A 26,036-nucleotide genomic window follows, 5' to 3' on the forward strand; every position below is an offset into this window, starting at 1 on the left:
CCGGAGCCGGAACCGGAGCCGGTGCGCGGGCGCGGCGGGCGACGCGTGTCGCCCCCGGAGGGGGCCACCCGCGTGTTAAAAGCGCCATCATGACGTCTCGCTGGTCACGCCGTTCCTTCCTGGCCGCCGGTTCCGGTGCCGCCGCCGTGCTGGGCCTCGGCACCACCTGGGCGTTCACCGCGTCGGACGAGTTCTCGGCGCTCCGGGCGAGGTGGCGCACCCTGATCCTCGGCGAGGGCTTCGACCCCGCCGCCGAACCCTTCCGGTCCCGGCTCGCCGCCCTGGGCGGCACGGCCGACCGGTACCTCGCCACCATGGCCCCAGCCGCCGGCTCCCTCTGGCCCGACCTGGTGTACGCGGACCCGGAGCCGGGCACCGACGACGGGTCGAACACCGCCTCCTCCCGTCTGAACAGCAGTTACACCCGGCTGGGCACGCTCGCGCAGGCCTACTGCCAGCCGGGCACCGGCCTGACCGGCGCCGTGCGGGTGCGCGACGCGCTCCTCACCGGGCTCGGCCACCTCCACGACGACGTCTACCACGCCGGCCAGGTCCCGTACGGCAACTGGTACACCTGGCAGATCGGCGTCCCACAGGCGCTGCTGGACCTGTGCGTGCTGCTGTACGACGCGCTGCCGGACACGCGGCGCACCGGCTTCCTCTCCGCGGTGGACCACTTCGTGCCCGACTCGGTCGTGGCCGGCTACACGGGGAACAGCACCGGCGCCAACCGGGTGGACCTGTGCCGGGTGCTGGCACTGCGCGGGGTGGTCGGGGCGGACGCCGGCAAGGTGGCCCTCGCCCGGGACGCCCTCTCCCCCGTCTTCCGGTACGTCACCTCCGGCGACGGTCTCTACGCCGACGGTTCCTTCATCCAGCACCGGTCGGTGCCGTACGCCGGCTCCTACGGCTCGGTGCTGCTCGGCGGGCTGGGACTGCTGTTCGCGCTGCTGGCGGGCTCCGGCTGGGAGGTGACGGATCCCGGACGCCGGCATGTGTTCGACGCGGTGGAGCGGGCCTGGGCGCCGTTCGTGTACAACGGGCTGGCCATGGACGGCGTCTCGGGCCGGGCGATCAGCCGGGGGCGCGCGGCCGGTGCCCGTCTCCAGCACGACGACCACACGCGCGGACACGCGCTCCTCGCCTCGATCGCGCTGCTCGGGCAGGGTGCGGGCGCAGCCGAGAACGCCCGCTGGCGGGGGCTGGTGAAGGGCTGGATGGAGCGCGACCGCTCCAGCCCGCCGCTCGCCGACCCGACGCTGACCGTGCCGCACCTGGCCCGGCTGAAGGACGTCCGGGACGACGCGTCGGTGCCGGCGGTGCCCGAGCCGACGGAGCACCGGCTGTTCCCGTGCATGGCCCGGGCCACCCACCGCCGGCCCGGCTGGGCGGCGTCGCTGAGCATGGCCGACCACAGGATCAGTCACTACGAGACGGGCGACGGGGAGAACCTGCGCGGCTGGCACACCGGCTCCGGGATGCTGTACTGGTGGGGCGCCACGTTCGCCAACGACCAGTACGGCGACGCCTTCTGGCCGACCGTCGACCCCTACCGGCTGCCGGGTACGACGGTCTCCCGGAAGGTGCTGGCGGACGGGGCGGGTGGCGACTGGGGCGCGGTCAGGCCGGACGTGCGCTGGGTGGGCGGGGCGACCGACGGGCAGCGGGCGGCGGTGGGCCAGTACCTGAAGGGTTTCCAGTCGTCGCTGCGGGCCAAGAAGTCGTGGTTCTTCCTGGACGACGCGGTGGTGTGTCTCGGCGCGGGCATCACCTGCGCCGACGGCACCACCGTGCAGACGACGGTGGACAACCGCAACCTCGGTGCCGCGGGCGACGCCCCGTTCACCTCGGACGGCACGGTGGAGTCCGCCGGCGCCCCGTGGCACCGGACGCTGACCGGGGCGAAGTGGGCGCACCTCGGCGGGCACGGTGGTTACGTGTTCCCCGGCGGGACGACGGTCCGGGCGCTGCGCGAGGCCCGCGACGGCAGTTGGAGCCTGATCGACAAGGGCGGCTCCACGGACGTCCTGACCCGTACCTATCAGACCCTCTACGTCGACCACGGCACCGATCCGACGGACGCCACGTACGCCTATGTGCTGCTGCCGGGCGCGACGGCGGAGGCCACCCGGGCGCGGGCGGCGGACTCCGGGTGGCTGAATGTGCTCGTCAACTCCCGCCGCCAGCAGGGCGTTTCGGTACCGTCGGCCGGGTTCACCGGGGTGAACTTCTGGTCCGGCGGCACGGCCGGAGCGCTCACCGCGAGCGATCCGTGCTGCGTGGTGGTCCACGAGCGGGCCGACGGCACGGCGGTGATCGTGGTGAGCGACCCGATGCGCATGCGCACCGGCCTGACGGTGACCTGGCGGCGGGCGGTCACCGCGGTGATGTCCGCGCCGGCCACCCTCCTCTCCTCGGCCGCCGGGGCCGAGTTGACGCTGACGTTCGGGGACCTGTCCGGCACGGCGGGAGCCGGGCAGCGGGTCACGGTCGGGCTGGGCCGGCCTCCCCGCGCGCGAACCGGCTCAGCGACGCCGTGAACGCGGCGACGAAGCCGTCCCGGTCCCGCTCCGGCAGCACGTCGAGGGACAAGTAGGGGTTGAGGTCCTCCAGTTCGACCAGCAGCAGACCGCCGTCGGGCGCGCGGCAGGCGTCGACGCGCTGGATGCCGCAGCCCAGGGCGTTCCAGTCGATGAACCGGCGCGCGAACTCCAGGTCGGCGGCGGTGGCCGGGTACGGCTCCAGCTCCCAGCGGCGCGCGGGGTCGGGGGCGTACAGGGCGTACTGGAAGTCGTCGTCCACGAAGTAGAAGGACACCTCGTAGGCGAAGTCGACGCAGGGCTGGATGAGGACGTCACCGGTGGCGAGCGCGTCCAGTTCCGCGGCGGGCACGATCCGCAGGCCGAGGGAGTCGGCGCCCAGCTTCGGCTTGACCACGTACCGTTCGGCGGCCGGCAGCACATGCAGGTCCGCGGCGCGGTCGACGGTCGGGATCACGGGGAACCCGGCGGCGGTCAGGTCGAGCAGGTACTGCTTGCCGGCCATGTCCGCCTTCCCGGTGAGCGGGTTGTAGACCCGGGTGCCGGCGGCGAGCGCCCGGGCGCGGAAGGCGTCGTACTCCCGCTGGTGGCCGAGGACGGGCCCGCTGTTGCGGACCACGACGGCGTCGAAGCCGTCCATCAGGGCCACCGCGTCCAGCGGATGACACAGCGCCAGGTCGAAGTGGGCGCGCAGCCGTGCGGTCAGGTGGATGTCCTCGTCGCAGTAGCGGCGCCCGCGGGCCTGGTACGCCAGGTCGGTGACGTACAGCAGGCGGGGTCGTGCGGCGGGCATGGGAGGTCTCCTGGGGGTGCGGGTGCGGGGCCGGCGGGTGCGGGAGAAAGGTTACGCCGCAGGGTGCGGCCTCCTTCGTCTCACCCCCGGACACGGGAAGCGCGACACTCAGTACCCTCAGCGGGCACACAGGCTGCACTGAGTGCCAGGAGAGCGGTCCGGGTGCTACGTTCCCGTCCATGAGCTCCAGCAGCGCGGTGCCGGCCGCGAAGCCGCCGATCCGGGACGCCCTGGTGGCGGCGGCCTTCCGGCTCTTCCTCGAGCGCGGATTCGAACAGACCACCGTCGACGACATCGTGGCCCTGGCCGGGGTCGGCCGGCGTTCGTTCTTCCGTTACTTTCCCTCCAAGGAGGACGTGGTCTTCCCCGACCACGAGGGCTGCCTGGCCGACATGACCGCCTTCCTCGCGGCGAGCGGCCCCGAGCACGAGCCGGTGCGGCGGGTGTGCGACGCGGCCCGGCTGGTGCTGCGGATGTACGCCGAGAACCCGGCCTTCTCCGTGCAGCGCTACCGCCTCACCCGCCAGGTACCGGGGCTGCGCGCCTATGAGCTGTCGGTGGTGTGGCGCTACGAGCGGGCGCTGGCCGAGTACCTGCGCGGGCGGTTCGCCGGGCGGCCCGACGGGACGCTGCGCGCCGATGTGATCGCGGCGGCGGTGGTCGCCGCGCACAACAACGCCCTGCGCTCCTGGCTGCGGTCCGACGGCGCGGGCGACGCGGGCGCGGCCGTGGACCACGCGCTGGCGTATGTGCAGATGACGTACGCGCGGCCGGCGGACGCCCCGGCCGTCTGGAGCGGCCCGGCCGGCGCCGGGCCGGAACCGGCCGGGGACGTGGTGGTGCTGGTCTCCCGCCGGGACGCCCCGCTGTGGCGGGTGGTGCAGGAACTGGAGACGGTCCTCGACCGCCCCTGACCTGCCCCCCCTGGCCCACCCCTAGGGGCTCGGATCGGCTGATTTTAGGGGTACGCAGTGCCTTTACGCCTGACACTCAGTGCCATACCCTGACGGCGTGCACGGTGGCACGCCGACCGTGTACACGTGTGCCCGGTCCGCCCCGGGCACGCGGGTTTCCGGCCGAGCGCAGGGAGTGACCAGCGTGTACCACCACTCAGCAAGCACCTCGGGGCCGGCGGCCGGTTCCGCGACGGGTGTTCTCGACCCCGCCGCCGACGCCCGGGACGCCCTCCTCTTCCAGCGCTGCACCTGGTGCGGCACCGCGATGTACCACCGGCTGCTGTGTCCGGTGTGCCAGGGCAGTGAGCTGCGCACCGAACGCAGCGAGGGCGTCGGCACGGTCCGCCACTCCACCGTGGTGCACCGCAACACCCCCGCGGCGCGCAATGTGTCGCTGGTGGAGATGGCGGAGGGGTTCGTCGTCCGCGGCCGGGTCATGGGCCCGCCGATCGGCATCCACAGCGGCGACCGGGTCCGGCTGTCCACCGCGCAGGACCCGGTGCGCGGCGAACCGGTCTTCCAACTGGTGGACGAACCGTACCGGGCCTGGACCTGACCGCCGTACGGGCGGAGTGTCCGGCGCCGGACCCGAGCCGTCCGGCGCGGGACCCCGGCCGTGCGGACCCGTGATGTGATCCATCACCCGCCGCGCACAGGCAACCCACAGCCTCCGCCTTCCATCCTCCGGGGGCGAAGGGACGTCCGGGGCCGCCCGGACGTCCGAGGTCGGGGTTCAAGGAGGAACAGTGGTCCGTGCCCGGCACATAGGGGTGATGGCCGCCGCGTTGCTCGCGGTGGCCGGGGCATCCCCGGGGGTGGCGCTCGCCGACTCCCAACCAAGCGGTGCTGATGGGGTGTTGGCGGCCAGGGACGGCACGCCGCTGCCGCCGGGATGGCGGCTGACCGGCGGCGGCTCGGCGCCGCAGCTGGTGTGGCGGTCCGACCGGCCGGTGCCGATGGGTGACGCGCGGGTCGAATTCCGGGCCGGTGGGCGCCTGTTGGGCGTCCCACGGCCGGCGGCGGACGGCCACACCTTCCGACTGCCGCTCGGCGAACGGCGGTTGACGGAACTGCGCGGAATCCTGCCCGCCGCGCGGCCGGGCGGGCTGGAGGTCTGGTCCGGCGGACGGCGGCTGGACACGCGGGGAGCCCGGGGCGCCGCGCCGGCGGTCCAGCCGCCCGCCCCGCTGCCGGCGAACGCCGTGGATCCGGGCAAGCCCGGCGGCTACCGCACCAGGACCGGCGAGTACGCGCTGAACTCGGTCCGGCTGCCCGGCCTTGCGGAGCCGGTGGAGATGCGCGCGGTGGTCGTCGCGCCGGTCGGCGCATCCGGCAAGCGGCCCGTCGCGCTGTTCCTGCACGGCCGGCACGCCACGTGCTACAAGGGCCGCGGCGAGGTCACCGGCGACTGGCCCTGCAAGGCGGGCACCAAGCCGATACCGAGCCACCGCGGCTATCTGCGCGACCAGAAACTGCTCGCCTCCCAGGGCTATGTGACCGTGTCCATCGCCGCCAACGGCATCAACGGGCAGGACTTCGCGGCCGAGGACGGCGGCGCGCAGGCCCGGTCGTCGCTGGTGCGGCTGCACCTGGCCCGGTGGGCCGACTGGGCCGCACACCCCCGGACGGCGCCGCAGGCGGTCCGTGAGGCGCCCCGCACCGATCTGTCGAAGGTACTGCTGGTCGGGCACTCCCGGGGCGGCGAGGGCGTCAACCGGGCCGCGCTGGACAGCCTGGCCCCGCCGCCCGCCGGCCAGGACGGCTACCACGGGCGGGTGCGCTGGACCGTCCGGGGCACCGTCCTCATCGGCCCGACCGTCTTCGGGCAGAACCCGGTGCCGGACGTGCCCTCGGTGACCATCCTGCCGGGCTGCGACGGCGACGTCTCCGACCTCCAGGGCGAGGTGTACGTCGACGGCACGCGCGCGGTCGGCAACGGGAGCGCGCTGCACAGCGCCGTGTACGTGATCGGCGCCAACCACAACTTCTTCAACTCGGAGTGGACGCCGGGCCAGGCCGCGGCGCCGGCCGAGGACGACTTCTTCGACGAGCCGGGCCACCCGGACCCGGTGTGCGGCAAGCGGGCCGCGACCCGGCTGTCCGCCGACCGGCAGCACCGGGCCGGCAGCACGTACATCGCCGCCGCCGCACGGCTGTTCCTCGCCGGGGACGACCGGGTGCGGCCGCTGCTGGACGGCTCCGGGAAGCGGGCGCCGTCGGCGGACCCGGCGCGGGTGCTGAGCCACGCGGTGGGCGCCCGCCGGGGCGGCGGGTTCCTGCCGGACGGCGGGGTGTCGGTGACCGGCGGCAGGCTGTGCGCCGCGGTGGACCCGAGCCCGGCCCGCAGCTGCCTGGACGCGAACACCAAGGGGGCCTCGCCGCACTTCGCCCAGTGGGAGACCGACCGGGAGACCGGCCGGCAGGCGGTCGCGCTGCGCTGGACGCGCGCCGGCAGCCCCGCCCGGGTGACGCTCAAGAAGCCGGTGTCGCTGTCGGGTTCGACGGCGCTGGCCCTGCGGGTGTTCGTACCGCCGAACACCCGGGGAACTCGGCTGGACGTGTCGCTGACCGACACCTCCGGCAAGAAGGCGCATCTCGGCCGGGTCACCCTGGACGGGCTGCCCGGCAGCGACCGGACCGCCTCCTACTGGGCGCGGGAGGTCCGGGTGCCCCTGGCGGCGGCCGGCCGTGCCGGACTGAAGCTGGGCTCGGTCAAGTCCCTTGAGCTGACGTCCCGTTCGGCCTCCGGGCGGGCCTGGCTGATGGACGCGTGGGGCTGGCGGGCCGGTACCCCCGCGGTGCGCGCGGAAGCGCTGCCGCGCGTGGACGTCGGCCGGACGACCGTGGCCGAGGGGGACTCGGGCACGCGCACCTACTGGGTTCCGGTGCGGGTGTCGGGCCGGGGCGGCAGCGGCCAGGTCCGGGTGTACGTCATCGACCCGGTCACCGGGCGGGCGACGGACCGGCTGGTGACGGTGCGTCCGGGCGGCCATGAAGCGGATGTGCCGGTCGAGGTGCGGGGCAACACCCGCTACGGCGGCGACGTGTCCCACGATGTGCTGGTCAAGGCGGTCCGCGGCGCGGTCGTCGGCTCCTACCGGGGCGGTCTCACCGTGCGCGACGACGACCCGGCGCCCACGATGACCCTGACGCCGGTCGCCACGAAGGTGACCGAGGGGCAGTCGCTGAAGTGGCGGGTGACGCTGTCGGAGCCGGTGGACGTGGACATGGCCGCCTGGTTCGGGGTCGCGCCGGCCACCGCTCCGGAGCTGTCCACCAAGGACGTCCCGGCGACCTGGCTGCGGGACCAGACCGGGGAGAGCCCCGACCCCGAGCGACCGCTGTCCAAGGTGGCCTGGCTCTGGCTGTGGGCGGACATCCCGGCGGGCCGCACGAGCGCGGACCTCACCGTGCCCACGGTCAAGGACTCGGTGCGGGAGTCCACGGAGTCGGTGCGGTTCCGGCAGCTCGACCCGGAGACCGGCAAGCCGCGCACCGGCGGCCTGGAGGCGACGGGATCGGTGCTCGACGCGTCGTAGGGCCTGCGGGAACGGCCCATGTGGCCGTCGTCCGGGTGGCCCTCAGTCGCCGAGGGTCACCCGGATGCCGACCGTGCCGCGCAGGCCGCGCCGCAGCCGGCTGCCCAGCAGGGTGAGGCGGCCGACGACGCCGTACTTGCGGGCTATGAGGTACCGGTAGCGGGCGGTGGTGTCGGCGCCGGTGATCTCGGCGGTGGCGGGCTTCTGGGGGCCGGTGGGGTTGCCGCGCCGGTCGCAGGGGCCGACGAGGACATCCCGGCGGCGCCGGATCCGCTTGACCTTCCCGCTGTCGTCGGCGGTCCATACGCCGAGGGTGTCCCCGTCCCGGACCACCCAGACCGGGGTGGCGACGGGGGTGCCGTTCCGGCGGAAGGTGGTCAGCAGCAGGTAGGGGCCGGCACCGAGCCGGGCGAGCCGTGTGGGATCCATGTGCGCAGTCTCCCGCCCGCCGGGCCCGGGGTCCAGACGGCGAAGATCGGCCGGGGCGCTAGATTGCGTCCCGCACGGTGCATCCCCCCGTCGCAGGCCCCAGTCATCCAGGAGCTGACCCACGTGACCGACATCCCGGCAGCCGCCAACGGCGTGGCCGCCTCGCTGCGCGCCCGCATCAACACCGACCAGCCGCACACCGCCCGGATCTGGAACTACTGGCTCGGCGGCAAGGACAACTACGAGGTCGACCGGGAGGCCGGCGACCGGATCCGCCAACTGCACCCGGGCATCGGGCAGTACGCGCTCGCCGACCGGCTCTTCCTGGGCCGCGCGGTGCGCCACCTGGCCGGCGAGCTGGGCATCCGGCAGTTCCTGGACATCGGCACCGGGCTGCCCACGGCCGACAACACGCACGAGGTGGCGCAGCGCATCGCGCCGGAGTCGCGGATCGTGTACGTGGACAACGACCCGCTGGTCCTCGCGCACGCGCGGGCCCTGCTGACCAGCACGCCCGAGGGCCGTACCGACTATCTGGACGAGGACCTGCGCAACGTCGACGCGATCTACGAACACGCGTCGCGGACACTGGACTTCAGCCGGCCGGTGGCGCTGATCCTGCTCGGCGTGGTCATCTTCATCGGCGACGACGAGGATCCGTACGGCCTGGTACGGCAGTTGACGGACCGGCTGCCGTCGGGCAGCCACCTGGTGCTGTCGCACACCATCACCAGCCCGTCGATGCCGGACGTGGACGAGGCGGTGCGGTTCTGGAACGAGCACGGCACCCCGAAGCTCACCCAGCGCACGCCCGCCGATGTCACCCGGTTCTTCGACGGCCTTCAGTTGCTGGAGCCGGGAGTGGTGTCCTGCTCGCGGTGGCGGCCGGAGCCCGCGGACGGGCCGGAGCCGGCGGAGGTCGCCATGTTCGGCGGGGTGGCCCGCAAGGACTGAGCCCGGCCGCCGCTGAACACCCGCGCGGCGGGCGCCGTACGGAGGAGCGGGCCCCCGGCCGGGCGGGGCCCCGCGGGCCCGCACGGGCGTCGCGGATCCGGCTTCGGGAGCCTCGCATGCGGCACGCACGACGACGGGCCGTCCGACGGGTGACACGTCTGGCGGCGGCCTGTGGACTCCTCCTGGGAGGCGCGATGGTGGCCCGGGCCGCCGGGGCGGTCGAGGCCCCGGCCGCCGTGCCGGGACGGCCCGGTGACATCGGTGCGGCGCTGGTGGCGCGGCTCGGCACCGCCCGTACGGCGGGCAGTTGGATCGGTGCCGACGGGCGTGCGGTGGTGGCGGTGACCGACGGCGCCGCGGCCCGGGCGGTGCGCCGGGCCGGGGCCGGGGCGAAGACCGTCGCGCACAGCATGGACGAGCTGAAGTCGGCGACGGCGGCGCTGCGTTCGGCGCCGCGGGTGCCGGGCACGGCGTGGGCGGTGGACTACCGGGCCAACCGGGTCGTGGTACGGGCCGACCGCACGGTATCCGCCGGTGACTGGTCCCGGCTGGGCCGAGTCGCCCACCGGGCCGGCGGTTTCGTGCACATGGAACGGACGAAGGGCGTCTTCACCACGCGGCTGAACGGCGGCCGGCCGATCCTGTCGGCCGGCGGGCGCTGCTCGGCGGGGTTCAACGTCACCGACGGGCGGTCCGACTTCATCCTCACGGCCGGTCACTGCGGGCCCGCCGGGGCCGCCTGGTTCGGCGGCGGCCAGGGCGGCCGGCCGCTCGGCACCACGGTCGACAGCGCCTTCCCGGGCAGTGACTTCTCGCTCGTGCGGTACTCCGGCGGCACGGCGGGGGCGGGCGCCGACGTGGTGGCGGTCGGCGGCGGCAAGGGCGTGCGGATCACCGGGGCGGCCGATCCGGCGGTGGGGCAGCGGGTGTTCCGCAGCGGCAGCACCAGCGGGCTGCGCGACGGCCGGGTCACCGCGCTCGACGCGACCGTCAACTACCCGGAGGGGACGGTCACCGGACTCGTCGAGACCACGGTGTGCGCCGAACCGGGCGACAGCGGCGGCCCGCTGTTCGCGGAGGGCGTCGCGCTCGGTGTCACCTCGGGCGGCGACGGCGACTGCACGACGGGCGGGACGACGTTCTTCCAGCCGGTGACCGGGGCGCTGTCGGCGCTGGGTGTCCGGCTGGTCGCGGCGGCGGGTGACACGGGCGGCGGCGCCCGGGCGGGCGCCTCCTCCCCCACGGCCTCCTCGGGCGCGGCGGCCCAGGGCACGGCCCGTGCCCTGCCGTCCCTATTGACGGACGTCCGGAACGCCGGGCCGGGCCTGCTGGTCATCGCGGGCAGTCTGCTCGCGCTGGCGGCGACCCGGTACCTGCGGGCCGAGCGGGACCGCAGGGCGTACCGGCGGCGCTACTCGGCGACCTGGAACTGACCGGGAGGCGGAGGCGGACGGAAAAAGGGCACCCGTGTCGTGACGGGTGCCCTGGGTGGTACGGCGCGGTGCGCGCGGGTGGGTCAGGCGGTACGGTGCGGTGGGCGCGGGGACGGTCAGGCGGCCCGGTGCGACCGCGGAGCCGCGGCGGCCCACTCCATCACGAGGCGCTGGTACTCCGCGCGCTGCTCGGTGGTCAGTGTCCCGCCCGACCGGCGCCACAGGGCCCGGATCTCCTCGTTGACCTCCGCGGCCGATCGCTCGGAGGCGGCTGCAACAGTGGTGGACATGCTGTGAAGCATATGCCGACCGAGGTGAAGGCGCTGTGAGTAAGTGCGAGCGATACGGACATTCCGGACCGTGTTACTCATCACGTCAATGTGTCAAGCCCCAGCGGGAATCCGTGGAGAACGGCGGTCCCGCGCGCGTCCGGGGGTGACCGGCCGCGCTCTTGACGCGAAAAATCCCCCGTCGCGAAAGTGATCCATATGACTTTCTCCCTCGGCATCGTCGGCGCAGGGCAGTTCTCCGGCCGGTTCGCCGCGCTCTTCCACGCTCATCCCGGCGTACGGGACGTACATGTCACCGACCTCCTGCCCGAGCGTGCCGAGCGCCTCGTCGCCGCGCACGGCCTCGCGGGCACCTTCCCGTCGTACGCGGCGATGCTGGAGTCGCCGGCCGTCGACGCGGTCGCGGTCTTCACCCAGCGCTGGACCCACGGCCCGCTGGTCATGCAGGCGCTGAACGCGGGCAAGCACGTGTTCTCGGCCGTTCCGATGGCGATCACCGCCGAGGAGGTCGCCGCGATCGTCGCCACCGTCCGGTCCACCGGGCTGACGTACATGATGGGCGAGACCAGCCACTACCACCCGGCGACCGTGCTAGCCCGCACCCGGATCGCCGAGGGCGCCTTCGGCCGGGTGTTCTACGCCGAGGGCGACTACGTCCACGACATGGACCTGGGCTTCTACGACGCCTACCGGTACAGCGGCGGCGAGAACTGGCGGGCGACGGCCAGCTATCCCCCGCTGCTGTATCCGACGCACTCGGTGGGCGGGGTGCTCGGGGCCTGGCGGACGCACGCGGTGAGCGTGTCGGCGATCGGCGTCCGCGACGAGGGCGCCGACGGTGTCTTCGACCGCTCGGTCAGCATGTTCGACAACGACGTGTCCAACGCCACCGCGCTGTTCGAGGTGGCGGGCGGCGGATCGTTCCGCACGAACGAGTTCCGGCGGGTCGGCTACCCCGCGTATCTGCGCGAGTCCCGGTTCCGGTTCTTCGGGACCGAGGCCAGCATGGAGCAGCTCGCCACGGTGGCCCTGTGGCAGGACCGCGGCGGTGTGGAGGACATCACCGAGCTGCTGGAACCGAAGCGGGCCGTCGCGCCCGACGACCTGTCCCTCGCCGCTGTCGCGCCCGAGCTGCGCGCGGCCTTCACCTCGGGCTCGGCGCCGGTGCACGACCGGTCCCGGCTGCCCCGTGAGTTCGACCACCTGCCCAACGGGCACGAGGGCAGCCACCACTTCCTGGCGGACGACTTCGTCACCGCCGTGACCCGGCGCACCCTGCCGCCGGTGAACGCGTGGGTGGCCGCCCGCTACACCCTGCCGGGCATCGTCGCGCACGAGTCGGCACGGCAGGGCGGTGTACGGCTGGAGATCCCGGACTTCGGGGACGCCCCCGCGGTCTGACGGGACCGGTCCTGGCTCAGGTGCCCGGCTTGCGGCCGTAGACGAAGACGTCGTCGCCGTTCCTCAGCAGTGACCAGTACTTCTTGGCGTCCTTCTTCGTCATGTTGACGCAGCCGTGCGAGCCCGGCGGATTCCACACGCTGATGCCCACCGAGTGGAAGGCCTGGCCGCCGTCGAAGAACTGGCTGTAGGGCATCGGCACGTCGTAGAGGTTGGAGACGTGGTCGATGTCCCGCCAGTAGACCTTCTTCAGGCCGGTGCGGGTCTCGGCGCGGTCACGGCCGGTGCGCACCGGCACGGGGCCGTAGACCAGCTTCTTGCCGTCCTGGATCCAGCTCAGCTGGAGCGTGAGGTTCACACAGGCGATCCGGCCCTTGTTCACCGGGCACTTGCCGTCCTTGTTCGGCTTGTTGCCGACGGCCTTCTGCTTGTTCATGAGGTCCATCACGCCCCAGGTGACCGGACCGGCGTAGCCGATGGTGGGGGTGATGCCGTGCTTGGACTGGAATGCCCGGATCGCCGTGCAGTCGGCGGCGGACTGCCTGCCGTCGACCGGCCGGCCCAGGAACTTCTCCACCTTCTTCTGGTACGGCCCGGTGCTCGTGGAGCAGCTCGCGGCCTGGGCCGGTGCCGCGGTGAAGGCGAGCGCGAGCGGCGCCACCAGTCCCGTCACGCCCAGCCCTACGACGCCTCGTCTGCGTATGCCCCCCATGGCGGCCTCTCTCCTTCCGGTTCCTGGTCTGCTCGCCCGGTCCTCCCGGGTGCTCCCCAGCTCGATTCCCGCGGTCTCGGACTACTAGACGCGGCCGGGGAGGGCATGGTTGTGGTTCCGGTCAGGCTGTGACGAAACGGTGAAGTCCAGACCGTATCGCACACCCCGGACAGCCCCGCCGCCCGGGTCGGGGCCCGGGGGCCGCCGGGTGGGTGTCCGGTTTCACCGGTCCGCTCGTCGTGAAGGGGGCCGGGCGCGGGGCGTCCGGCGCGACCTCGGGCGCGGCGCGTGGACCGTACGCTCGCCGGTGATCCGGCCCGGCCTCCCGAGGTGCCGCAGGCCGCCCGTGCTGTCGCCGCCCGGGAGGTGGCGGGTCCGGCCGGTCGCCGCGTCCGGCCCGATGCCGGGGCGGGCGCCGGGGACCGGCTGACGTCCGCATCTGACCGGAACCTGTCGGGGTCGGTCCTGGGCCCAGGAGCGGGAGACGGTGGCGTGGCCGCGCGAGCTGTTCGGACTGGGCGCGGAGCACAGCGGGGCCTTCGTGACGGGCGCGACCATGTCGAACACGGTGGGGCCGGCCATCGGCCGCGAGGGGGCGGGCGAACGGCTGGCCGTGGACGTCTCCCGGCAGGGAGCGGCGGCGCCGGGTCCGCTGGACGTGCTCTCGGGCAGCCCGCACACCGGCGTCGCGAAGGCGATGTCGGTGCTGGACCCGGGCCGGGACCGGCTGCGGCGGGTGCCGTCGCTGCCGGGCGGGCTGGTGATCGTGGAGCGCGATGCGGCGCCGGCCCGGCGGCTCGGCGCGGGCGTCGAAGGGCTGCCGGGTCTGCGCCCGCCGGCCCCGGTGCGCTTCGACGTCGTCTGCTTCACCCTCGTCGCGGACCCGCCCGAGGAACGAGTGGCACGGCCGGCCCGGGCAACCGTACTCGGGTCCGTCACGGGCCGACGGTACGTCTGAGTGGACGCGGATTCACCTGTGCCGCGCGGGAGTTCACCGGTACCCGGTGACATCGGCCGGTTTGCCGGCGTCCTGTACCTCGGTCAGGTACCGCCAGGCGTCCGGGCGGCTGCCGTCGAGGTCGGTGAAGCCGTAGACCCGCGCCAGGCCGCCGCTGGAGAGGGACTGCCCGTTGAACCGGGCCACGTCCGGGTCGGCGGCCAGGGCTGCCACGGCGCGGCCGGTGAAGCGCGGGGTCTCGGAGATGGCGAAGTGCGGTTCGCGTGCCAGGGCGTCCCGCCAGTTCTCCTCGCGCACGCCGTACGTGTCGAGCATGATCTCCGAGCGCATCCAGCCCGGTGTCAGGGCCACGGCCGTCGCGCCGCGCGGCCCGAGTTCGTGTCCGAGGGCGAAGGCCATGCGCAGGACGGACGCCTTGGCGAGGTCGTAGAAGAAGTTGACGCGGTAGGTGTCGCGGTTGTACTCGGCGGTGCCGTCGGTGACCTCCACGACCAGGCCGCCGGGCCGGCGCAGCAGCAGCGGCAGGGCGTAGTGGCTGGTGACGGCGTGGGTCTCGACGGCGAGGCGGAGCAGCCGCAGCCCGCTCGCGAGGTCGTGCTCCCACAGGGGGGTGTCCCACTCGAAGAGGTTCTCCCCGCCCCAGATGTCGTTGACGAGGACGTCCAGGCGGCCCCGTTCCGCGGCGATCCGGTCCACCAGGTGCCGTACGGCCGAGTGGTCGAGATGGTCGGCCGGTACGGCGATGCCCCGGCCGCCGGCCTCGGTGACGAGGTCGGCGGTGTCCTCGATGGTCTCGGGGCGGTCGTACTCCGAGCGGCGGGCGCGGGTGCTGCGGCCGGTGACGTACACGGTGGCGCCGGCCGCGCCGAGTTCCACGGCGATGCCCCGGCCCGCGCCCCGTGTCGCCCCGGCGACCAGCGCCACCTTGCCGTCCAGCGGTCCTGTCATGTCCTGCCTCCCGTGTGCCGTGCGTGCTGTGCCCTGCCACTCTCACGGGAATACCGGACATCTTCTGTCGGTGTTTCGGCGGCGCCCGGAATCAGTGCCCGCGGTCGATCCACTCCTGAAGGTGCGGGGCCTCCGCGCCGATGGTGGTGGCGTCGCCGTGCCCGGTGAGGACCTTGGTCTCGGCCGGCAGGGTGAGGAGGCGGTCGCGGACGGAGTCGATGATGGTCGGGAAGTGGGAGAAGGAGCGCCCGGTGGCGCCCGGGCCGCCCTGGAAGAGGGTGTCGCCGGTGAACACGGTGCCGAGACCGGGGTCGTACAGGCAGACGGCGCCCGGGGCGTGTCCGGGGGTGTGCAGGACGGTGAGGTCGGCGCCGGCGGCCTCGATGACCTGGCCGTCGAGGAGGTGTTGGTCGGGTGCGCGGTCCGGGTGGGTCTGCTGCCACAGCGGCAGGTCGTCGGGGTGCAGCCAGATCGTGGCGCCGGTCAGGTCGGCGAGTGCCGGGGCCGCGTTGACGTGGTCGTTGTGGGCGTGCGTGCACACGATGGCGGTCAGCCGGCGGTCGCCGACGGCGCGGGCGATGGCCTCGGCGTCGTGGGCGGCGTCGATGACGATCACCTCGCGGTCGTCGCCGACGAGCCACACGTTGTTCTCCACGTCCCAGGTGCCGCCGTCCAGGGTGAACTGGCCGCTGGTGACGAGGCGTTCGATCCGCGCGGTCATCACAGCACCACCACCGAGCGCAGCACGTCGCCGTGGTGCATCCGCTCGAACGCCTGCTCCACCTCGTCGAGTCCGACGGTCTCGGTGACGAACGCGTCGAGCGGCAGGCGGCCTTGCAGGTGCAGGTCGATCAGCATCGGGAAGTCACGGCTGGGCAGGCAGTCGCCGTACCAGCTCGACTTCAGGGCGCCGCCGCGGCCGAAGACGTCCAGCAGGGGCAGTTCGAGTTTCATGTCGGGGGTGGGGACACCGACGAGGACGACGGTGCCGGCCAGGTCGCGGGCGTAGAAGGCCTGCCGGTAGGTCTCGGGGCGGCCGACGGCCTCGATGACGACGTCGGCGCCGAAGCCGCCGGTGAGCTCGCGGATCGCCTCGACCGGGTCGGTCTCCTTGGAGTTGACGGTGTGGGTGGCGCCCAGGGTGCGGGCCTTGGCCAGCTTGCGGTCGTCGATGTCCACGGCGATGACGCGGGCCGCGCCGGCCAGGTTCGCCCCGGCGATGGCCGCGCCGCCGACACCGCCGCAGCCGATGACGGCGACCGAGTCACCGCGGCCGACGCCACCGGTGTTGATCGCGGCGCCGATGCCGGCCATCACCCCGCAGCCGAGGAGGCCCGCGACCGCCGGGGAGACGGCCGGATCGACCTTGGTGCACTGGCCGGCCGCGACGAGCGTCTTCTCGGCGAAGGCGCCGATGCCGAGGGCCGGGGACAGCTCCTGGCCGGTGGCGGCGAGGGTCATCTTCTGCCGGGCGTTGTGGGTGTCGAAGCAGTACCAGGGCCGGCCGCGCAGGCAGGCCCGGCACTGTCCGCACACCGCGCGCCAGTTGAGGATGACGAAGTCCCCGGGGGCGACGTCGGTGACGCCCTCGCCGACCGACTCCACGACGCCGGCGGCCTCGTGGCCGAGCAGGAAGGGGAAGTCGTCGGAGATGCCGCCCTGCTTGTAGTGCAGATCGGTGTGGCAGACCCCGCAGGCCTGGACGCGTACGACGGCTTCGCCGGGCCCCGGGTCCGGCACCACGATCGTCTCGACCCGCACGGGCTCGTTCCTGCCCGGTGCGATCACGCCGCGTACTTCCTGCGCCATGGCCTGTCCCTTCATCGAATGCCTTCGCCGACGACCCTACGACGCGACCGGTCGGCAGCGGGAAGGATCACGTACATGATCGCGGATCTTTCCGGCCGCCGTCGGCCGCGGCGCGGGGCGGGGGTCAGCGCAGGCGGACGGGGACGGCGTTCACCAGGCCGAGCAGGGGCGCCACGGGGGCGATGACCTGCTCCACCTGGCGCAGCTGGTTCAGTTCCCGCAGGTGCTTCAGCTCCCCCACCTGCTCGCTGACCTTCGGCACCCGGTCGCGGTACGGGGCCGGGATGTCACCGGCGGTGAGCGAGTCCAGCGTGGAGAGGGCGGCGAGCTTTCCGACGACGGGGGCGCCGGTGCCCGCCGCGTCCGCCTGGGGTGCGGCGATGCCGGCGATCCCGGCGGCCAGACCGACGGCGGCGGCGATGCGACGTGTTGAGATCATGCCCTCAGCAACGGCCCGGTCCTCCGGCCGGACACGGGTGGCCCGGCGGGCTCACTCGTGAGGCGGACCGCGGCGGCCGGGCTTGCCGGGGCCGCCGGGGCGGAGGAGTCTCGTCAGGGGGGCCGTGGCGGTCCGCTCACGGCGGGCCGCGGGCGCCTGAAGGAGGTCACCATGGGCAGCGCGACGGGCTCCGCTTTCGACGGCGAGACACTGCGCCGGGGCATAGAGGGCGATACCGGCAACACCCTTCTGTCGCTCTACGCGGACGACGCGCGGATCCGCATCGTCGACCGTGTCCACCAGCCCAGTCACCCCACGGAGTTGCACGGCCGGGTACAGATCGCCGAGTTGCTGGACGACGTCTACCGCCGCGACATGACGCACAAGCTGGAGCAGTGCGTCATCCAGGGCGACCACGCCGCCTACAGCGAGTCCTGCGAGTACGCGGACGGCACCCGGGTCCTGGCCGAGTCGATGCTCACGCTGCGGGACGGCAGGATCACCGATCAGCTGATCATCCAGGTCTGGGACGAGTAGCCCGGCCCGGCGGCGGAAGGAAGGTGGTCCCGAGGTCGTACACACGCTCGGTTACGCTGTACGCGGGCCGTGACTGGCGCTGAGGTGGAGTACCACCGGGGAGCGGCCCGTGAGGTCAGCCGCGCGCCTGGGCGAGAAGACTCGATCCGGTCCCAGGAGTGTGCAGCATGACCCAGACCCAGGCCGCCCGTCTGATGGACGGCACCGCGCTCGCCCGCCGCATCGTGGAGGACACCGCGCGGCAGGCCGCCGCCCTCACCGAGCGCACCGGCACCGCACCGTGTCTCGCGACCGTGCTGGTCGGCGAGGACCCGGCCTCGGTGACCTACGTCCGCATGAAGCGGAACCGCTGCCGCGAGGCCGGCATCACCTCCCGGCACGTCGCCCTCCCGGCCACCACCACGACGGACGGACTCGTCGCTACCCTGCGGGAGTTGTCGGACGACCCGGGGGTGCACGGCATCCTGCTCCAGCACCCGGTGGGCGACCACGTCGACGAGCGGGCCGCGTTCGAGGCGATCGCGCCGGAGAAGGACGTGGACGGTGTCACCTTCGCCTCGTTCGCCACGATGAGCTTCGGGCTGCCGGGCTTCGTCTCCTGCACGCCGGGCGGCATCGTGCGGCTGCTGGACGAGTACGGCGTCGACCCGGCCGGGAAGCGGGCCGTGGTGGTGGGCCGCAGCGCGATCCTCGGCAAGCCGGTGGGCATGCTGCTGCTGGCGCGGGACGCGACCGTGACGTACTGCCACTCGCGCACCCGGGATCTGTCGGCGGCGGTCCGCGAGGCCGACATCGTCGTGGCCGCGGTGGGCCGGCCGCGGCTGATCCGCGGGCAGGACATCAAGCCGGGCGCGGTCGTGATCGACGCGGGCTACAACCCGGGGAACGTCGGCGACGTCGACTTCGACTCGGCCGTGGAGCGTGCCTCGCTGATCACGCCGGTGCCGGGCGGGGTGGGTCCGATGACGATCGCCACGCTGCTGGAGCAGACGGTGACGGCGGCCGGGCGGCAACTCGGCGCGTAGGGGCGGCGGTACGGGTGCGAGGGCCCGGGGTGTCCGGCCGGAGCCGGAACCCAGGGCCGTACTCGGCAGCTCGCTGCCGGTGAATCGGCCGGGCCCGCCGACCCTCGCGGTGTTCGGCGGCGGTCTCGCCCTCGGCATGTACGTATGGGACATTCGCGCCGACGGGCGGGCGCCGTGGCCACGGGAGCGGCCATACTGGCCGTTGTGCGCGTTGCGATCATGACGGCGGGTTCCCGGGGCGACGCCGCGCCCTACACCGGGCTCGGACACCGGCTGGCGCTGGCCGGGCACGAGGTCACGCTGGTCACCCACGGCCGCTTCGAACCGCTGGTGGAAGGGTCGGGGGTACGGTTCCACGCGCTGCCGGTGGATCCGCTGGCCGAACTCCGGTCGCCGCGCGGCCGGGGTCTGCACCGCAGCGCCAGCGGGGCCGGAAAGCTGGCGCGCGTGGTGGATCTGGCGCGGCGCCTGGTGGGACGGATGACCGAGGACCTGCTGGACGCCGCGCGGGACAGCGAGGTGCTGCTGCTGTCCGCCTCGCTGGCCCCGCTCGGGCACACGATCGCCGAGGGGCTGCGGCTGCCGAGCCTGGGCGTATACCTGCAACCCCTCGCCGCCACCCGGGAGTTCGCCCCGCCGGTGCTCGGCGGCGGCGCCTGGGGCGGGCCGGTGAACCGGCTCGCCGGGCAGGGGGTGAGCCTGGCCGTGGAGCACGTCTTCTCCGGTGCCGTGCCGGCGCTGCGCGAGCGGCTCGGCCTGCCCCCGCTGGGCGCCACCGCGGCCCGGCGGGCCCGGGAGCGGCGGCGCTGGCCGGTGCACCACGGTTTCAGCCCCCTGGTGGTGCCCCGGCCCGCCGACTGGCGGGCGGGACTCGAGGTGGGCGGCTACTGGTGGCCGTACGACGTCGAGCGCCGGCTTCCCGTCGAGGTGGAGGAGTTCATCGCCGCGGGGCCGCCGCCGGTCTTCGTCGGGCTGGGCAGCGCCACCGTGCCGGACGCCGGGCGGCTGAGTGCGCGGGTGGTGGCGGCACTGCGGCGGGCCGGGCTGCGCGGGGTGATCCAGCGCGGCTGGGGCGGGCTCGCGGCCGACGGGGACGACATGCTGACCATCGGCGAGGTGCCGCACGCGCCGCTCTTTCCGAGGATGGCCGCCGTGGTCCATCACGCGGGCGCGGGCACCACGGCGGCGGGGCTGCGCGCCGGTGTGCCGGCGGTGCCGGTGCCGGTGCAGTTCGACGCGGGTTTCTGGTCCGCCCGGCTGGTCGCGCTGGGGGTCGCCCCGGCCGTCGTACCGCTGCGCCGGCTGACCGTGGACGCGCTGGCCGCGGCACTGGCACGGGCCGCCCGGGACCCGGCGTACCGACGGCGCGCCGAGGCCCTGGGCGCCCGGATCCGCGGCGAGGACGGCACCGCGCCGGTACTGACCGCCGTGGCCCGGCTCGCCGGCTGAGCCCGGGCCTGCCGCCCTCGCCTCCGGCCGCCTTCGACGGCACACCGGCACCTGGGCATCCCCGCCCCCGGACATGCATGGCGCCACCCCCGTGCTCGCCGCTCCCGACCCGCTGACCGATCGAGCCGGACCTGCCGCCCGCGCCCCCGCACCCGGCCGTGCCCCATGGCACATCGGCACCCCGGGGGATTTCGGATCACGGCCGGGCACCGTGCCATGCCGCTGCTCGCCGCCCCGGACCGGCTCGCCCACCGACCCGGCCCAGCCGCCCACACCTGGGCGCGAGCCCCCGGGCGTCAGCCGGTGGTCAGCACCATGCGGAAGCGTGCCGCGCCGGCCAGCATCTTGTCGTACGCTTCCCCGGCCCGTTCCAGCGGCAGCGTCTCGGTCATCGGGCGGATGCCGTGCAGGGCGCTGAAGGCCATGGTGTCCTCGATGTCCTGCGCGGTGCCGGAGGGATGTCCGCGGACCGCCCGGCCGCTCATGATCAGCTGTACCGGGCTGATGCCCAGCGGTTCGGGCGTGGCGCCGATGACGGTCAGTTCGCCGCGCGGGGCCAGGCCGTCCACGGTCGCGGTGATGGCCTCGGAGTTGCCGGCGGTGGCCAGGACGGCCTTCGCCCCGCCGAGGGCGGCCAGCGCCTCGGCGACCGGGGTGGATGCCGTGCTGTCGATGTAGTGGTGGGCGCCGAGCCGCTCGGCGAAGTCGGCCTTCTCGGCGCCCCGGGCGATCGCCACGGTCTCGAAGCCCATCGCCACCGCGTACCGCACGCCGAGGTGGCCGAGGCCCCCGAGGCCGAGCACCGCGACCAGGTCGCCCGGCTCGGCCGGACCGCGCCGCAGCCCGTTGTACGCGGTCACGCCCGCGCAGGCCAGGGGCCCGGCGTCGGCCGCCGAGAGCGCGTCGGGGATCCTGGCCAGGGCGTCGACGGGTACGGTCGTCCGCTCGCCGAAGCCGCCGTCGTAGGCCCAGCCGGGGACCTTCAGGTCGGCGCACACGATGAAGTCGCCCCGGCGGCAGGCCGGGCAGTGGCCGCACGCGCCGCCGAACCAGCCGACGACCACCCGGTCGCCGACGCTCCAGCCGCGCTCCCCGGTGCCCTCGCCCAGTTCCTCGATCCGCCCGGCGATCTCGTGCCCGGGGACCTCCGGGAAGGTCACGCCCGGCAGTCCGGCGCCGACGAACAGCGCGTCGCTGTGGCAGACCCCGCACGCCTCCACGGCGATCCGCACCTGCCCGGGCCCCGGCGGCCGGAGCTCCCGCTCGGCGAGTTCGAAGGTGCCGTCGGGTTCGGTCACCTGGGCTACGCGGTAGGTACTCATGGCGCTCTCCGGGCATCGGGGCGACAGCCTTCATCACCAGCAGACCAGCTCCGGCCCGATCACGCGCGCCGAGCCGGACCGCACCCCCCGCCGACCCGCGCGGGTCCCGTCTCAGCGGGGTCGGGGCGCCGGCCCGCCGACCGACGCCGGGTTCACCCACCACCTCGTCCAGCGTGGCGTCCGCCCAGCCGGCTCGCCATCGTTCGCCATCGTCCGTGGACGTCCGTGGCCGTCCGTGATCGTCTGTGGTCGTCCAATCGTGTCGTGCACGCATCTTGTCGAGAAGGCCGCCCTCTCCTTACTTTTCAGTAAGTTCACTGCGAACGCGGCCGTGTTCGGAGCCCCGGACTCCCTGTGACTTCCCTCAGCTCCCCCGTCTTCCCCGAGGAAAGAGAGCCGTCATGGCTGCCTCCAGGACCAGGCACCTGTGCTCCGTGGCCGTCGCCCTCGCCCTGGTCGTCGCCGGGCCGGCGACCGCGGCCTCCGCGCGTTCCGCCGCCCCCGACGGCCTGCGCGAGGTGCTGTTCGTCGGCAACAACTGGGACGGCACCGCCGATGTCATCCGGTCCTCCGGCGACTACGCGAGGATCGGAAGGATCAGCGTCGTCCCGGACAAGGACGCGCGGATGGCGGAGATCAACGCGGACCCGATCAAGTGGATCTACTTCCAGGCGATCCGCGACAGCGTCGGCGAGGGGCACGACCAGTTCGCCGACGACATGTACTCCACGCCGGACGGCCGGTCGGTGGTGGTGTCCCGGCCGAGCTTCGCGGACGTGGTCTCCATCGACCTGGCCGACGGGACGGTCGACTGGCGCTTCCCGGTGGCCGGTTACCGCGCCGACCACATGGCGGTCTCGCCGGACGGCACCCGGGTGGCGGTGTCCGCGTCCACCGCCAACACCGTGCACGTGCTGGACATCGCCACCGGCCGGCAGCTGGGGTCGTTCAAGACCGGCGACAAGCCGCACGAGAACGTGTTCAGCAAGGACGGCAAGTACCTCTGGAACATGTCCATCGGCGACGTCAACACCGCCCTGGACGGCCCCGGCTGGGACTGGACCAAGGGCGACCGGCACCTCACGGTCGTGGACGCCACGACGTTCCGGCAGGTCAAGGTCATCGACATGCGGCAGCGGCTGGACGCCTTCGGGTTGAAGGACTTCTCCGACGCGGTCCGCCCGGCCGTGTTCTCCCCCGACGAGTCCAAGCTCTACTTCCAGGTGTCGTTCTTCAACGGCTTCCTCGAGTACGACGTCGCCACCGACAGGATCACCCGGACGAAGACGCTGCCGAAGAACCCGGCGACCAGCGAGGACCGCACCACCTGGGTCAACGACTCGCGCCACCACGGCATTTCGATGAATCCGGCGGGCACCAAGCTGTGCGTGGCGGGCACCATGGACGACTACGCGGCCGTGGTGGACCGCGCCTCGCTCCAGGAAGGTCCGCTGGTCCCGGCGGCCAAGCCGTACTGGGCGACGGTCAGCGGGGACGGCAAGGACTGCGTCGTCTCCGAGAGCGGCGCCGACCAGGTGACGGCCATCGACTTCGCCACCGGGCGGAAGGTGGCGTCGATCGCCGTCGACGACCACCCGCAGCGCGTCCGGCTGGGCCATGTGCGGGCCGACTGGACCGGCCCCGGCGGTAGTTGACACACCCTCAAGCCGTGGTCTCCGGGGTGCCCCACTCACCCCGGAGGCCACACCGCCGACTGGGCGAAGTGCGGGGCACCGGAGTCCGCGTCGGTGAGCAGCAGCCGACGGCTGCCGGTGCCGCCCGGCTCAGGGCGGGCGGGAAGGACGCCGGCGGGTGCTGTCCGGTGGGCGCGGTGCCGTCTCCGGAGCGCCGCACGAGCAGCCCGTGGCGACCCGCTCCGACCAGCTTCGCCACGTTCGGGGCGGCCGGTCCGTGCCGGTGCGGAGGGATGCCCGGATCGCGCCTGGGCACCAGGTGTCATGTCCTTGAGACGGTGCCGTACGACGGCACGGCCGCGAGGCACCTTCGACGGGTGAACGTTCAACGAGAACGGAGCGGGCGATGCGTGAGATCCTCACGACGCTGGACCGGTGGTACGCCGCCCGGTTGCCGTTCGGGCTGGCCACGGTGGTCGAGGTCAGCCGCAGCGCGCCGCGCGGCCCCGGCGCCGCCATGGCGGTCGGCCCGGACGGCGAGGTCGTCGGCAGCGTGTCCGGCGGCTGTGTGGAGGGCGCCGTGTTCGAGCTGGCGCAGGAGGCCGCCGAGAGCGGTACGGCCCGGCTGGAGACGTTCGGGTACAGCGACGAGGACGCGTTCGCGGTCGGGCTGACCTGCGGCGGTGAGATCACCGTGCTGGTCCGGCAGGTGACCCCGGCCCGGGATCCGTCGTTCGGCGCGGTCGCCGCGTCCGTCGCCGCCGGTGAGCCGGTCACCGTGGCCGCCGTGGTCGACGGGCCGGCGCCGCGCGGGGCCACCCTCGCCGTGTGGCCGCGGACGGCCGCGGGCGGCCTCGGCACCCGGGGGCTGGACGCGGCCGTCGCCGCCGACGCGCGCGGCGAACTCGCCCTGGGAGCGACCGGCCTCAGGCACTACGGGCCGCACGGGGAGCGGCGCGAGGACACCGTGACCGTGTTCGTGCAGTCCTTCGCGCCGCCGCCGCGCATGCTGGTGTTCGGCGCCATCGACCACGCCGCCGCCGTGGCCCGGATCGGGGACTTCCTCGGCTACCGGGTGACCGTGTGCGACGCCCGTCCGGTGTTCGCCACGCCCCGCCGGTTCCCGGAGGGCGTGGAGGTGGTCGTGGACTGGCCGCACCGGTATCTGCGCGGCACGCCCACCGACGCGCGGACGGTGATCTGCGTCCTGACCCACGACCCCAAGTTCGACGTGCCGGTGCTGCGGGAGGCGCTGCGGCGCCCGGCCGCGTACATCGGGGCGATGGGCAGTCGGCGCACCCACGACGACCGGCTGCGCCGCCTGGTCGAGTCCGGCCTCTCCGACGCGGAACTGGCCCGCCTGCGCTCCCCCATCGGGCTGGACCTCGGCGCCCGCACCCCGCAGGAGGTGGCGGTGTCGGTGGCGGCGGAGATCGTGGCGCTGCGCTGGGGCGGCACCGGCACGCCCCTCAGCCGCACGAGCGGGACCATCCATCCGCGGGCGGCGGGCTGACGCCCCTGCGGCGGCCGCTACTCGGGGTCCCCGGCCACCCTCGCGTGCAGGTGCTGGTCGTGCCAGCCGTCGGCGTGCAGGAGGGCGCTGCGCTGGGTGCCCTCGTAGCGGAAACCGGCGCGCTCCGCGACCCGGCAGGACGCGGGGTTGGCCGTGGAGTGGCACAGGCGCAGGCGGTGCAGGCCCAGGTCGTCCAGGGCCCACCGGGCGAGCCGGCGGACCGCCGCGAGGGCGAGCCCGGCGCCGCGGGCTCGGGGCAGCAGCCAGTAGACGAGTTCGGCGCCACCGCCCGCCAGGTCCACGTCGTTGAGCCCGGCGAGTCCGGTCGCCGGGCCGTCCGGCCGGGCCAGCGCCCACACCGCGCCGGTCTCGTCCCGCCACCGTTCGTGCATACGGGCGATCCGGGCGCGGGCCTGCGCGGCGTCGGTCACGGTGAACAGGTTCCACCGCCGGATGTCGGGGTCCTGCCCGGCGGCGAGCAGCGCCTCGGCGTCCTCGGACCGCCAGGGCCGCAGCCGGAGGCCGTCCGGCAGGCCGAGCACGGGCTGCGCGTGACCGGCCATGCGGCCCGCGGGTACGACGTCGGGTATACCGGCGCTGGAGATCATCCCGGCATCCTCGCACAGGCGCCGCCGGGACGGGTCCGGCCGGCGCACCAGGTCGTGGACACGGTCGCACGGCCGTCCTCCGGTATCGCCCGGCAGCGGCGTTTTCCCGCGTCGGACGCGGTCCGTGCGCACTGTCGCTCAGGGGCGGGTGCCGGATCCGAATCCCGTCCAGCGCAGCTCGGCCGGGAGGTGGCCCATGTCGTTGTACAGCAGGACCGTCGGGGCCGTGCCGTCGCGGTACTCGATCACGGTGAGCGCCGCGTTCCCGCAGTTCAGGCCGAGCCATCGCACCGGCGGCGCGTCCAGGGCGTCCCGGACCAGCCAGGCCACCTGGTAGGCGTGGGTGACCAGGACCTCATGTGTCTCGGTCGCGGCGGGGCACGCGAACCTGCCGGTCAGGGCGTCGGCGCGGCGGCGCGCGTCCTCGGCTTCCTCGGCGCCGTAGCCGTCGAAGAACGCCGCCCACGACGGCGGCACGTCGACCGGTACGTGCGGGATGTGATCGATCAACTCCGGTGCCTCCCGCACGACGGCACCCGGCAGGGCCGCGCCCATGATGCGTGCGGAGTGCACCGCCCTGGGCAGCGGCGAGTGCCAGACCGTGTCGATCGGAAGGCCGGCCAGGCGCTTCCCGACCAGCTCCGACTGCCGCCGCCCGACGTCGGTCAGGGTGCCGAAGGGGTCGGCCGCCCCATGTCGTACCAGGTACACATGCCGGGTCGCCATGGTGGATTCTCCTGTCAGGAA

24 protein-coding genes, 1 pseudogene and 1 riboswitch are annotated in these 26,036 nt (G+C 74.0%); of the genes and pseudogenes, 13 read left to right on the forward strand and 12 right to left on the reverse strand.

From position 1 onward, the window contains the following. Positions 1-89: 89 nt before the first annotated feature. Positions 90-2,540: a polysaccharide lyase 8 family protein gene (locus ACSURM_RS03480; RefSeq protein ID WP_436953351.1), complete on the forward strand. Its 2,451-nt coding sequence runs from the start codon at positions 90-92 to the stop codon at positions 2,538-2,540. Here ACSURM_RS03480 and ACSURM_RS03485 read toward each other — a convergent pair. Continuing rightward, positions 2,485-3,333 (reverse strand): hypothetical protein, encoded by an 849-nt coding sequence (locus ACSURM_RS03485; RefSeq protein WP_436953353.1) that lies wholly within the window; start codon positions 3,331-3,333, stop codon positions 2,485-2,487. The genes ACSURM_RS03480 and ACSURM_RS03485 overlap by 56 nt on opposite strands. 179 nt (positions 3,334-3,512) lie before the next feature. On the opposite strand from ACSURM_RS03485, the gene ACSURM_RS03490 reads away from it, so the two are divergent. From ACSURM_RS03490 to ACSURM_RS03500, 3 genes are all read left to right on the forward strand, one after another. Beyond that, on the forward strand, positions 3,513-4,247 hold the full coding sequence (locus tag ACSURM_RS03490; RefSeq protein WP_436953355.1) for a TetR family transcriptional regulator: 735 nt from the start codon (positions 3,513-3,515) through the stop codon (positions 4,245-4,247). Between the two features lie 184 nt (positions 4,248-4,431). Continuing rightward, positions 4,432-4,845, forward strand: coding sequence for a Zn-ribbon domain-containing OB-fold protein (locus ACSURM_RS03495; protein WP_436953357.1), 414 nt, complete (start codon positions 4,432-4,434; stop codon positions 4,843-4,845). A gap of 217 nt (positions 4,846-5,062) precedes the next feature. Further along, positions 5,063-7,828 carry a hypothetical protein gene (locus tag ACSURM_RS03500; protein ID WP_436960904.1) on the forward strand — a complete coding sequence of 922 codons (2,766 nt, stop codon included), beginning with the start codon at positions 5,063-5,065 and terminating at the stop codon, positions 7,826-7,828. A gap of 42 nt (positions 7,829-7,870) precedes the next feature. Here ACSURM_RS03500 and ACSURM_RS03505 read toward each other — a convergent pair whose 3' ends face one another. Next, entirely contained in the window at positions 7,871-8,257 is a 387-nt protein-coding gene (locus ACSURM_RS03505) for a PPOX class F420-dependent oxidoreductase (RefSeq protein WP_436953359.1), read from the reverse strand. Positions 8,258-8,380: 123 nt separating this feature from the next. Between ACSURM_RS03505 and ACSURM_RS03510 the strand changes: the two genes are divergently transcribed. Together ACSURM_RS03510 and ACSURM_RS03515 are read left to right on the forward strand one after the other, a co-directional pair. Beyond that, positions 8,381-9,211: an SAM-dependent methyltransferase gene (locus tag ACSURM_RS03510; protein ID WP_436953361.1), complete on the forward strand. Its 831-nt coding sequence runs from the start codon at positions 8,381-8,383 to the stop codon at positions 9,209-9,211. 116 nt (positions 9,212-9,327) lie between these two features. After that, positions 9,328-10,644, forward strand: a complete 1,317-nt coding sequence (locus tag ACSURM_RS03515; protein ID WP_436953363.1) for a S1 family peptidase — start codon at positions 9,328-9,330, stop codon at positions 10,642-10,644. A 116-nt stretch (positions 10,645-10,760) separates the two neighbouring features. On the opposite strand, the gene ACSURM_RS03520 is transcribed toward ACSURM_RS03515, so the two are convergent. Continuing rightward, the gene (locus ACSURM_RS03520; protein WP_030607632.1) at positions 10,761-10,946 is read right to left on the reverse strand and encodes a hypothetical protein; all 186 of its coding nucleotides are present in this window, start codon (positions 10,944-10,946) and stop codon (positions 10,761-10,763) included. Between the two features lie 186 nt (positions 10,947-11,132). Here ACSURM_RS03520 and ACSURM_RS03525 point away from each other — a divergent pair, with 186 nt between their 5' ends. Continuing rightward, positions 11,133-12,335 carry a Gfo/Idh/MocA family protein gene (locus tag ACSURM_RS03525; protein WP_436953365.1) on the forward strand — a complete coding sequence of 401 codons (1,203 nt, stop codon included), beginning with the start codon at positions 11,133-11,135 and terminating at the stop codon, positions 12,333-12,335. Between the two features lie 16 nt (positions 12,336-12,351). On the opposite strand, the gene ACSURM_RS03530 is transcribed toward ACSURM_RS03525, so the two are convergent. Continuing rightward, the gene (locus ACSURM_RS03530; protein WP_436953367.1) at positions 12,352-13,047 is read right to left on the reverse strand and encodes a L,D-transpeptidase family protein; all 696 of its coding nucleotides are present in this window, start codon (positions 13,045-13,047) and stop codon (positions 12,352-12,354) included. Between the two features lie 487 nt (positions 13,048-13,534). Between ACSURM_RS03530 and ACSURM_RS03535 the strand changes: the two genes are divergently transcribed. Next, on the forward strand, positions 13,535-14,005 hold the full coding sequence (locus ACSURM_RS03535; RefSeq protein ID WP_436953369.1) for a hypothetical protein: 471 nt from the start codon (positions 13,535-13,537) through the stop codon (positions 14,003-14,005). Positions 14,006-14,038: 33 nt separating this feature from the next. Here ACSURM_RS03535 and ACSURM_RS03540 read toward each other — a convergent pair whose 3' ends face one another. The 4 genes from ACSURM_RS03540 to ACSURM_RS03555 all read right to left on the reverse strand — a co-directional run bounded on the left by ACSURM_RS03540 (position 14,039) and on the right by ACSURM_RS03555 (position 17,201). Beyond that, positions 14,039-14,953, reverse strand: a complete 915-nt coding sequence (locus ACSURM_RS03540; protein WP_436953371.1) for an SDR family oxidoreductase — start codon at positions 14,951-14,953, stop codon at positions 14,039-14,041. Between the two features lie 91 nt (positions 14,954-15,044). Beyond that, entirely contained in the window at positions 15,045-15,674 is a 630-nt protein-coding gene (locus ACSURM_RS03545) for an MBL fold metallo-hydrolase (protein WP_436953373.1), read from the reverse strand. Further along, positions 15,674-16,762: an S-(hydroxymethyl)mycothiol dehydrogenase gene (locus tag ACSURM_RS03550; RefSeq protein ID WP_436953375.1), complete on the reverse strand. Its 1,089-nt coding sequence runs from the start codon at positions 16,760-16,762 to the stop codon at positions 15,674-15,676. The genes ACSURM_RS03545 and ACSURM_RS03550 overlap by 1 nt, the downstream gene beginning before the upstream one ends. A gap of 124 nt (positions 16,763-16,886) precedes the next feature. Next, positions 16,887-17,201 carry a hypothetical protein gene (locus ACSURM_RS03555; RefSeq protein ID WP_436953377.1) on the reverse strand — a complete coding sequence of 105 codons (315 nt, stop codon included), beginning with the start codon at positions 17,199-17,201 and terminating at the stop codon, positions 16,887-16,889. Between the two features lie 171 nt (positions 17,202-17,372). Between ACSURM_RS03555 and ACSURM_RS03560 the strand changes: the two genes are divergently transcribed. The 3 genes from ACSURM_RS03560 to ACSURM_RS03570 all read left to right on the forward strand — a co-directional run bounded on the left by ACSURM_RS03560 (position 17,373) and on the right by ACSURM_RS03570 (position 20,212). Beyond that, entirely contained in the window at positions 17,373-17,738 is a 366-nt protein-coding gene (locus ACSURM_RS03560) for a nuclear transport factor 2 family protein (RefSeq protein ID WP_436953379.1), read from the forward strand. Positions 17,739-17,797: 59 nt separating this feature from the next. After that, positions 17,798-17,878: riboswitch (ZMP/ZTP riboswitch) on the forward strand. 27 nt (positions 17,879-17,905) lie between these two features. After that, positions 17,906-18,763 carry a bifunctional 5,10-methylenetetrahydrofolate dehydrogenase/5,10-methenyltetrahydrofolate cyclohydrolase gene (locus ACSURM_RS03565; RefSeq protein WP_436953381.1) on the forward strand — a complete coding sequence of 286 codons (858 nt, stop codon included), beginning with the start codon at positions 17,906-17,908 and terminating at the stop codon, positions 18,761-18,763. 219 nt (positions 18,764-18,982) lie between these two features. Continuing rightward, complete coding sequence (locus ACSURM_RS03570) at positions 18,983-20,212, forward strand: glycosyltransferase (protein ID WP_436960906.1); 1,230 nt, start codon at positions 18,983-18,985, stop codon at positions 20,210-20,212. Between the two features lie 296 nt (positions 20,213-20,508). Here ACSURM_RS03570 and ACSURM_RS03575 read toward each other — a convergent pair whose 3' ends face one another. Beyond that, on the reverse strand, positions 20,509-21,534 hold the full coding sequence (locus tag ACSURM_RS03575; protein WP_436953383.1) for an alcohol dehydrogenase catalytic domain-containing protein: 1,026 nt from the start codon (positions 21,532-21,534) through the stop codon (positions 20,509-20,511). A 401-nt stretch (positions 21,535-21,935) separates the two neighbouring features. On the opposite strand from ACSURM_RS03575, the gene ACSURM_RS03580 reads away from it, so the two are divergent. Beyond that, positions 21,936-23,189, forward strand: coding sequence for a YncE family protein (locus tag ACSURM_RS03580; protein ID WP_436953385.1), 1,254 nt, complete (start codon positions 21,936-21,938; stop codon positions 23,187-23,189). A gap of 62 nt (positions 23,190-23,251) precedes the next feature. Here ACSURM_RS03580 and ACSURM_RS03585 read toward each other — a convergent pair. Continuing rightward, positions 23,252-23,433: pseudogene (locus ACSURM_RS03585) on the reverse strand (hypothetical protein); the annotation flags it as partial. A gap of 141 nt (positions 23,434-23,574) precedes the next feature. Between ACSURM_RS03585 and ACSURM_RS03590 the strand changes: the two are divergent. Then, positions 23,575-24,681 (forward strand): XdhC family protein, encoded by a 1,107-nt coding sequence (locus ACSURM_RS03590; protein WP_436953387.1) that lies wholly within the window; start codon positions 23,575-23,577, stop codon positions 24,679-24,681. 17 nt (positions 24,682-24,698) lie between these two features. Here the strand turns inward: ACSURM_RS03590 and ACSURM_RS03595 are convergent, their stop codons facing one another. Then, positions 24,699-25,289 carry a GNAT family N-acetyltransferase gene (locus ACSURM_RS03595; RefSeq protein ID WP_436953388.1) on the reverse strand — a complete coding sequence of 197 codons (591 nt, stop codon included), beginning with the start codon at positions 25,287-25,289 and terminating at the stop codon, positions 24,699-24,701. A gap of 138 nt (positions 25,290-25,427) precedes the next feature. Then, positions 25,428-26,015, reverse strand: coding sequence for a histidine phosphatase family protein (locus ACSURM_RS03600; protein ID WP_436953390.1), 588 nt, complete (start codon positions 26,013-26,015; stop codon positions 25,428-25,430). Positions 26,016-26,036: the final 21 nt, after the last annotated feature.

Origin of the sequence: Streptomyces sp. SudanB182_2057, from assembly GCF_964272715.1 — a bacterium.
Lineage (GTDB): Bacteria > Actinomycetota > Actinomycetes > Streptomycetales > Streptomycetaceae > Streptomyces > Streptomyces rubradiris.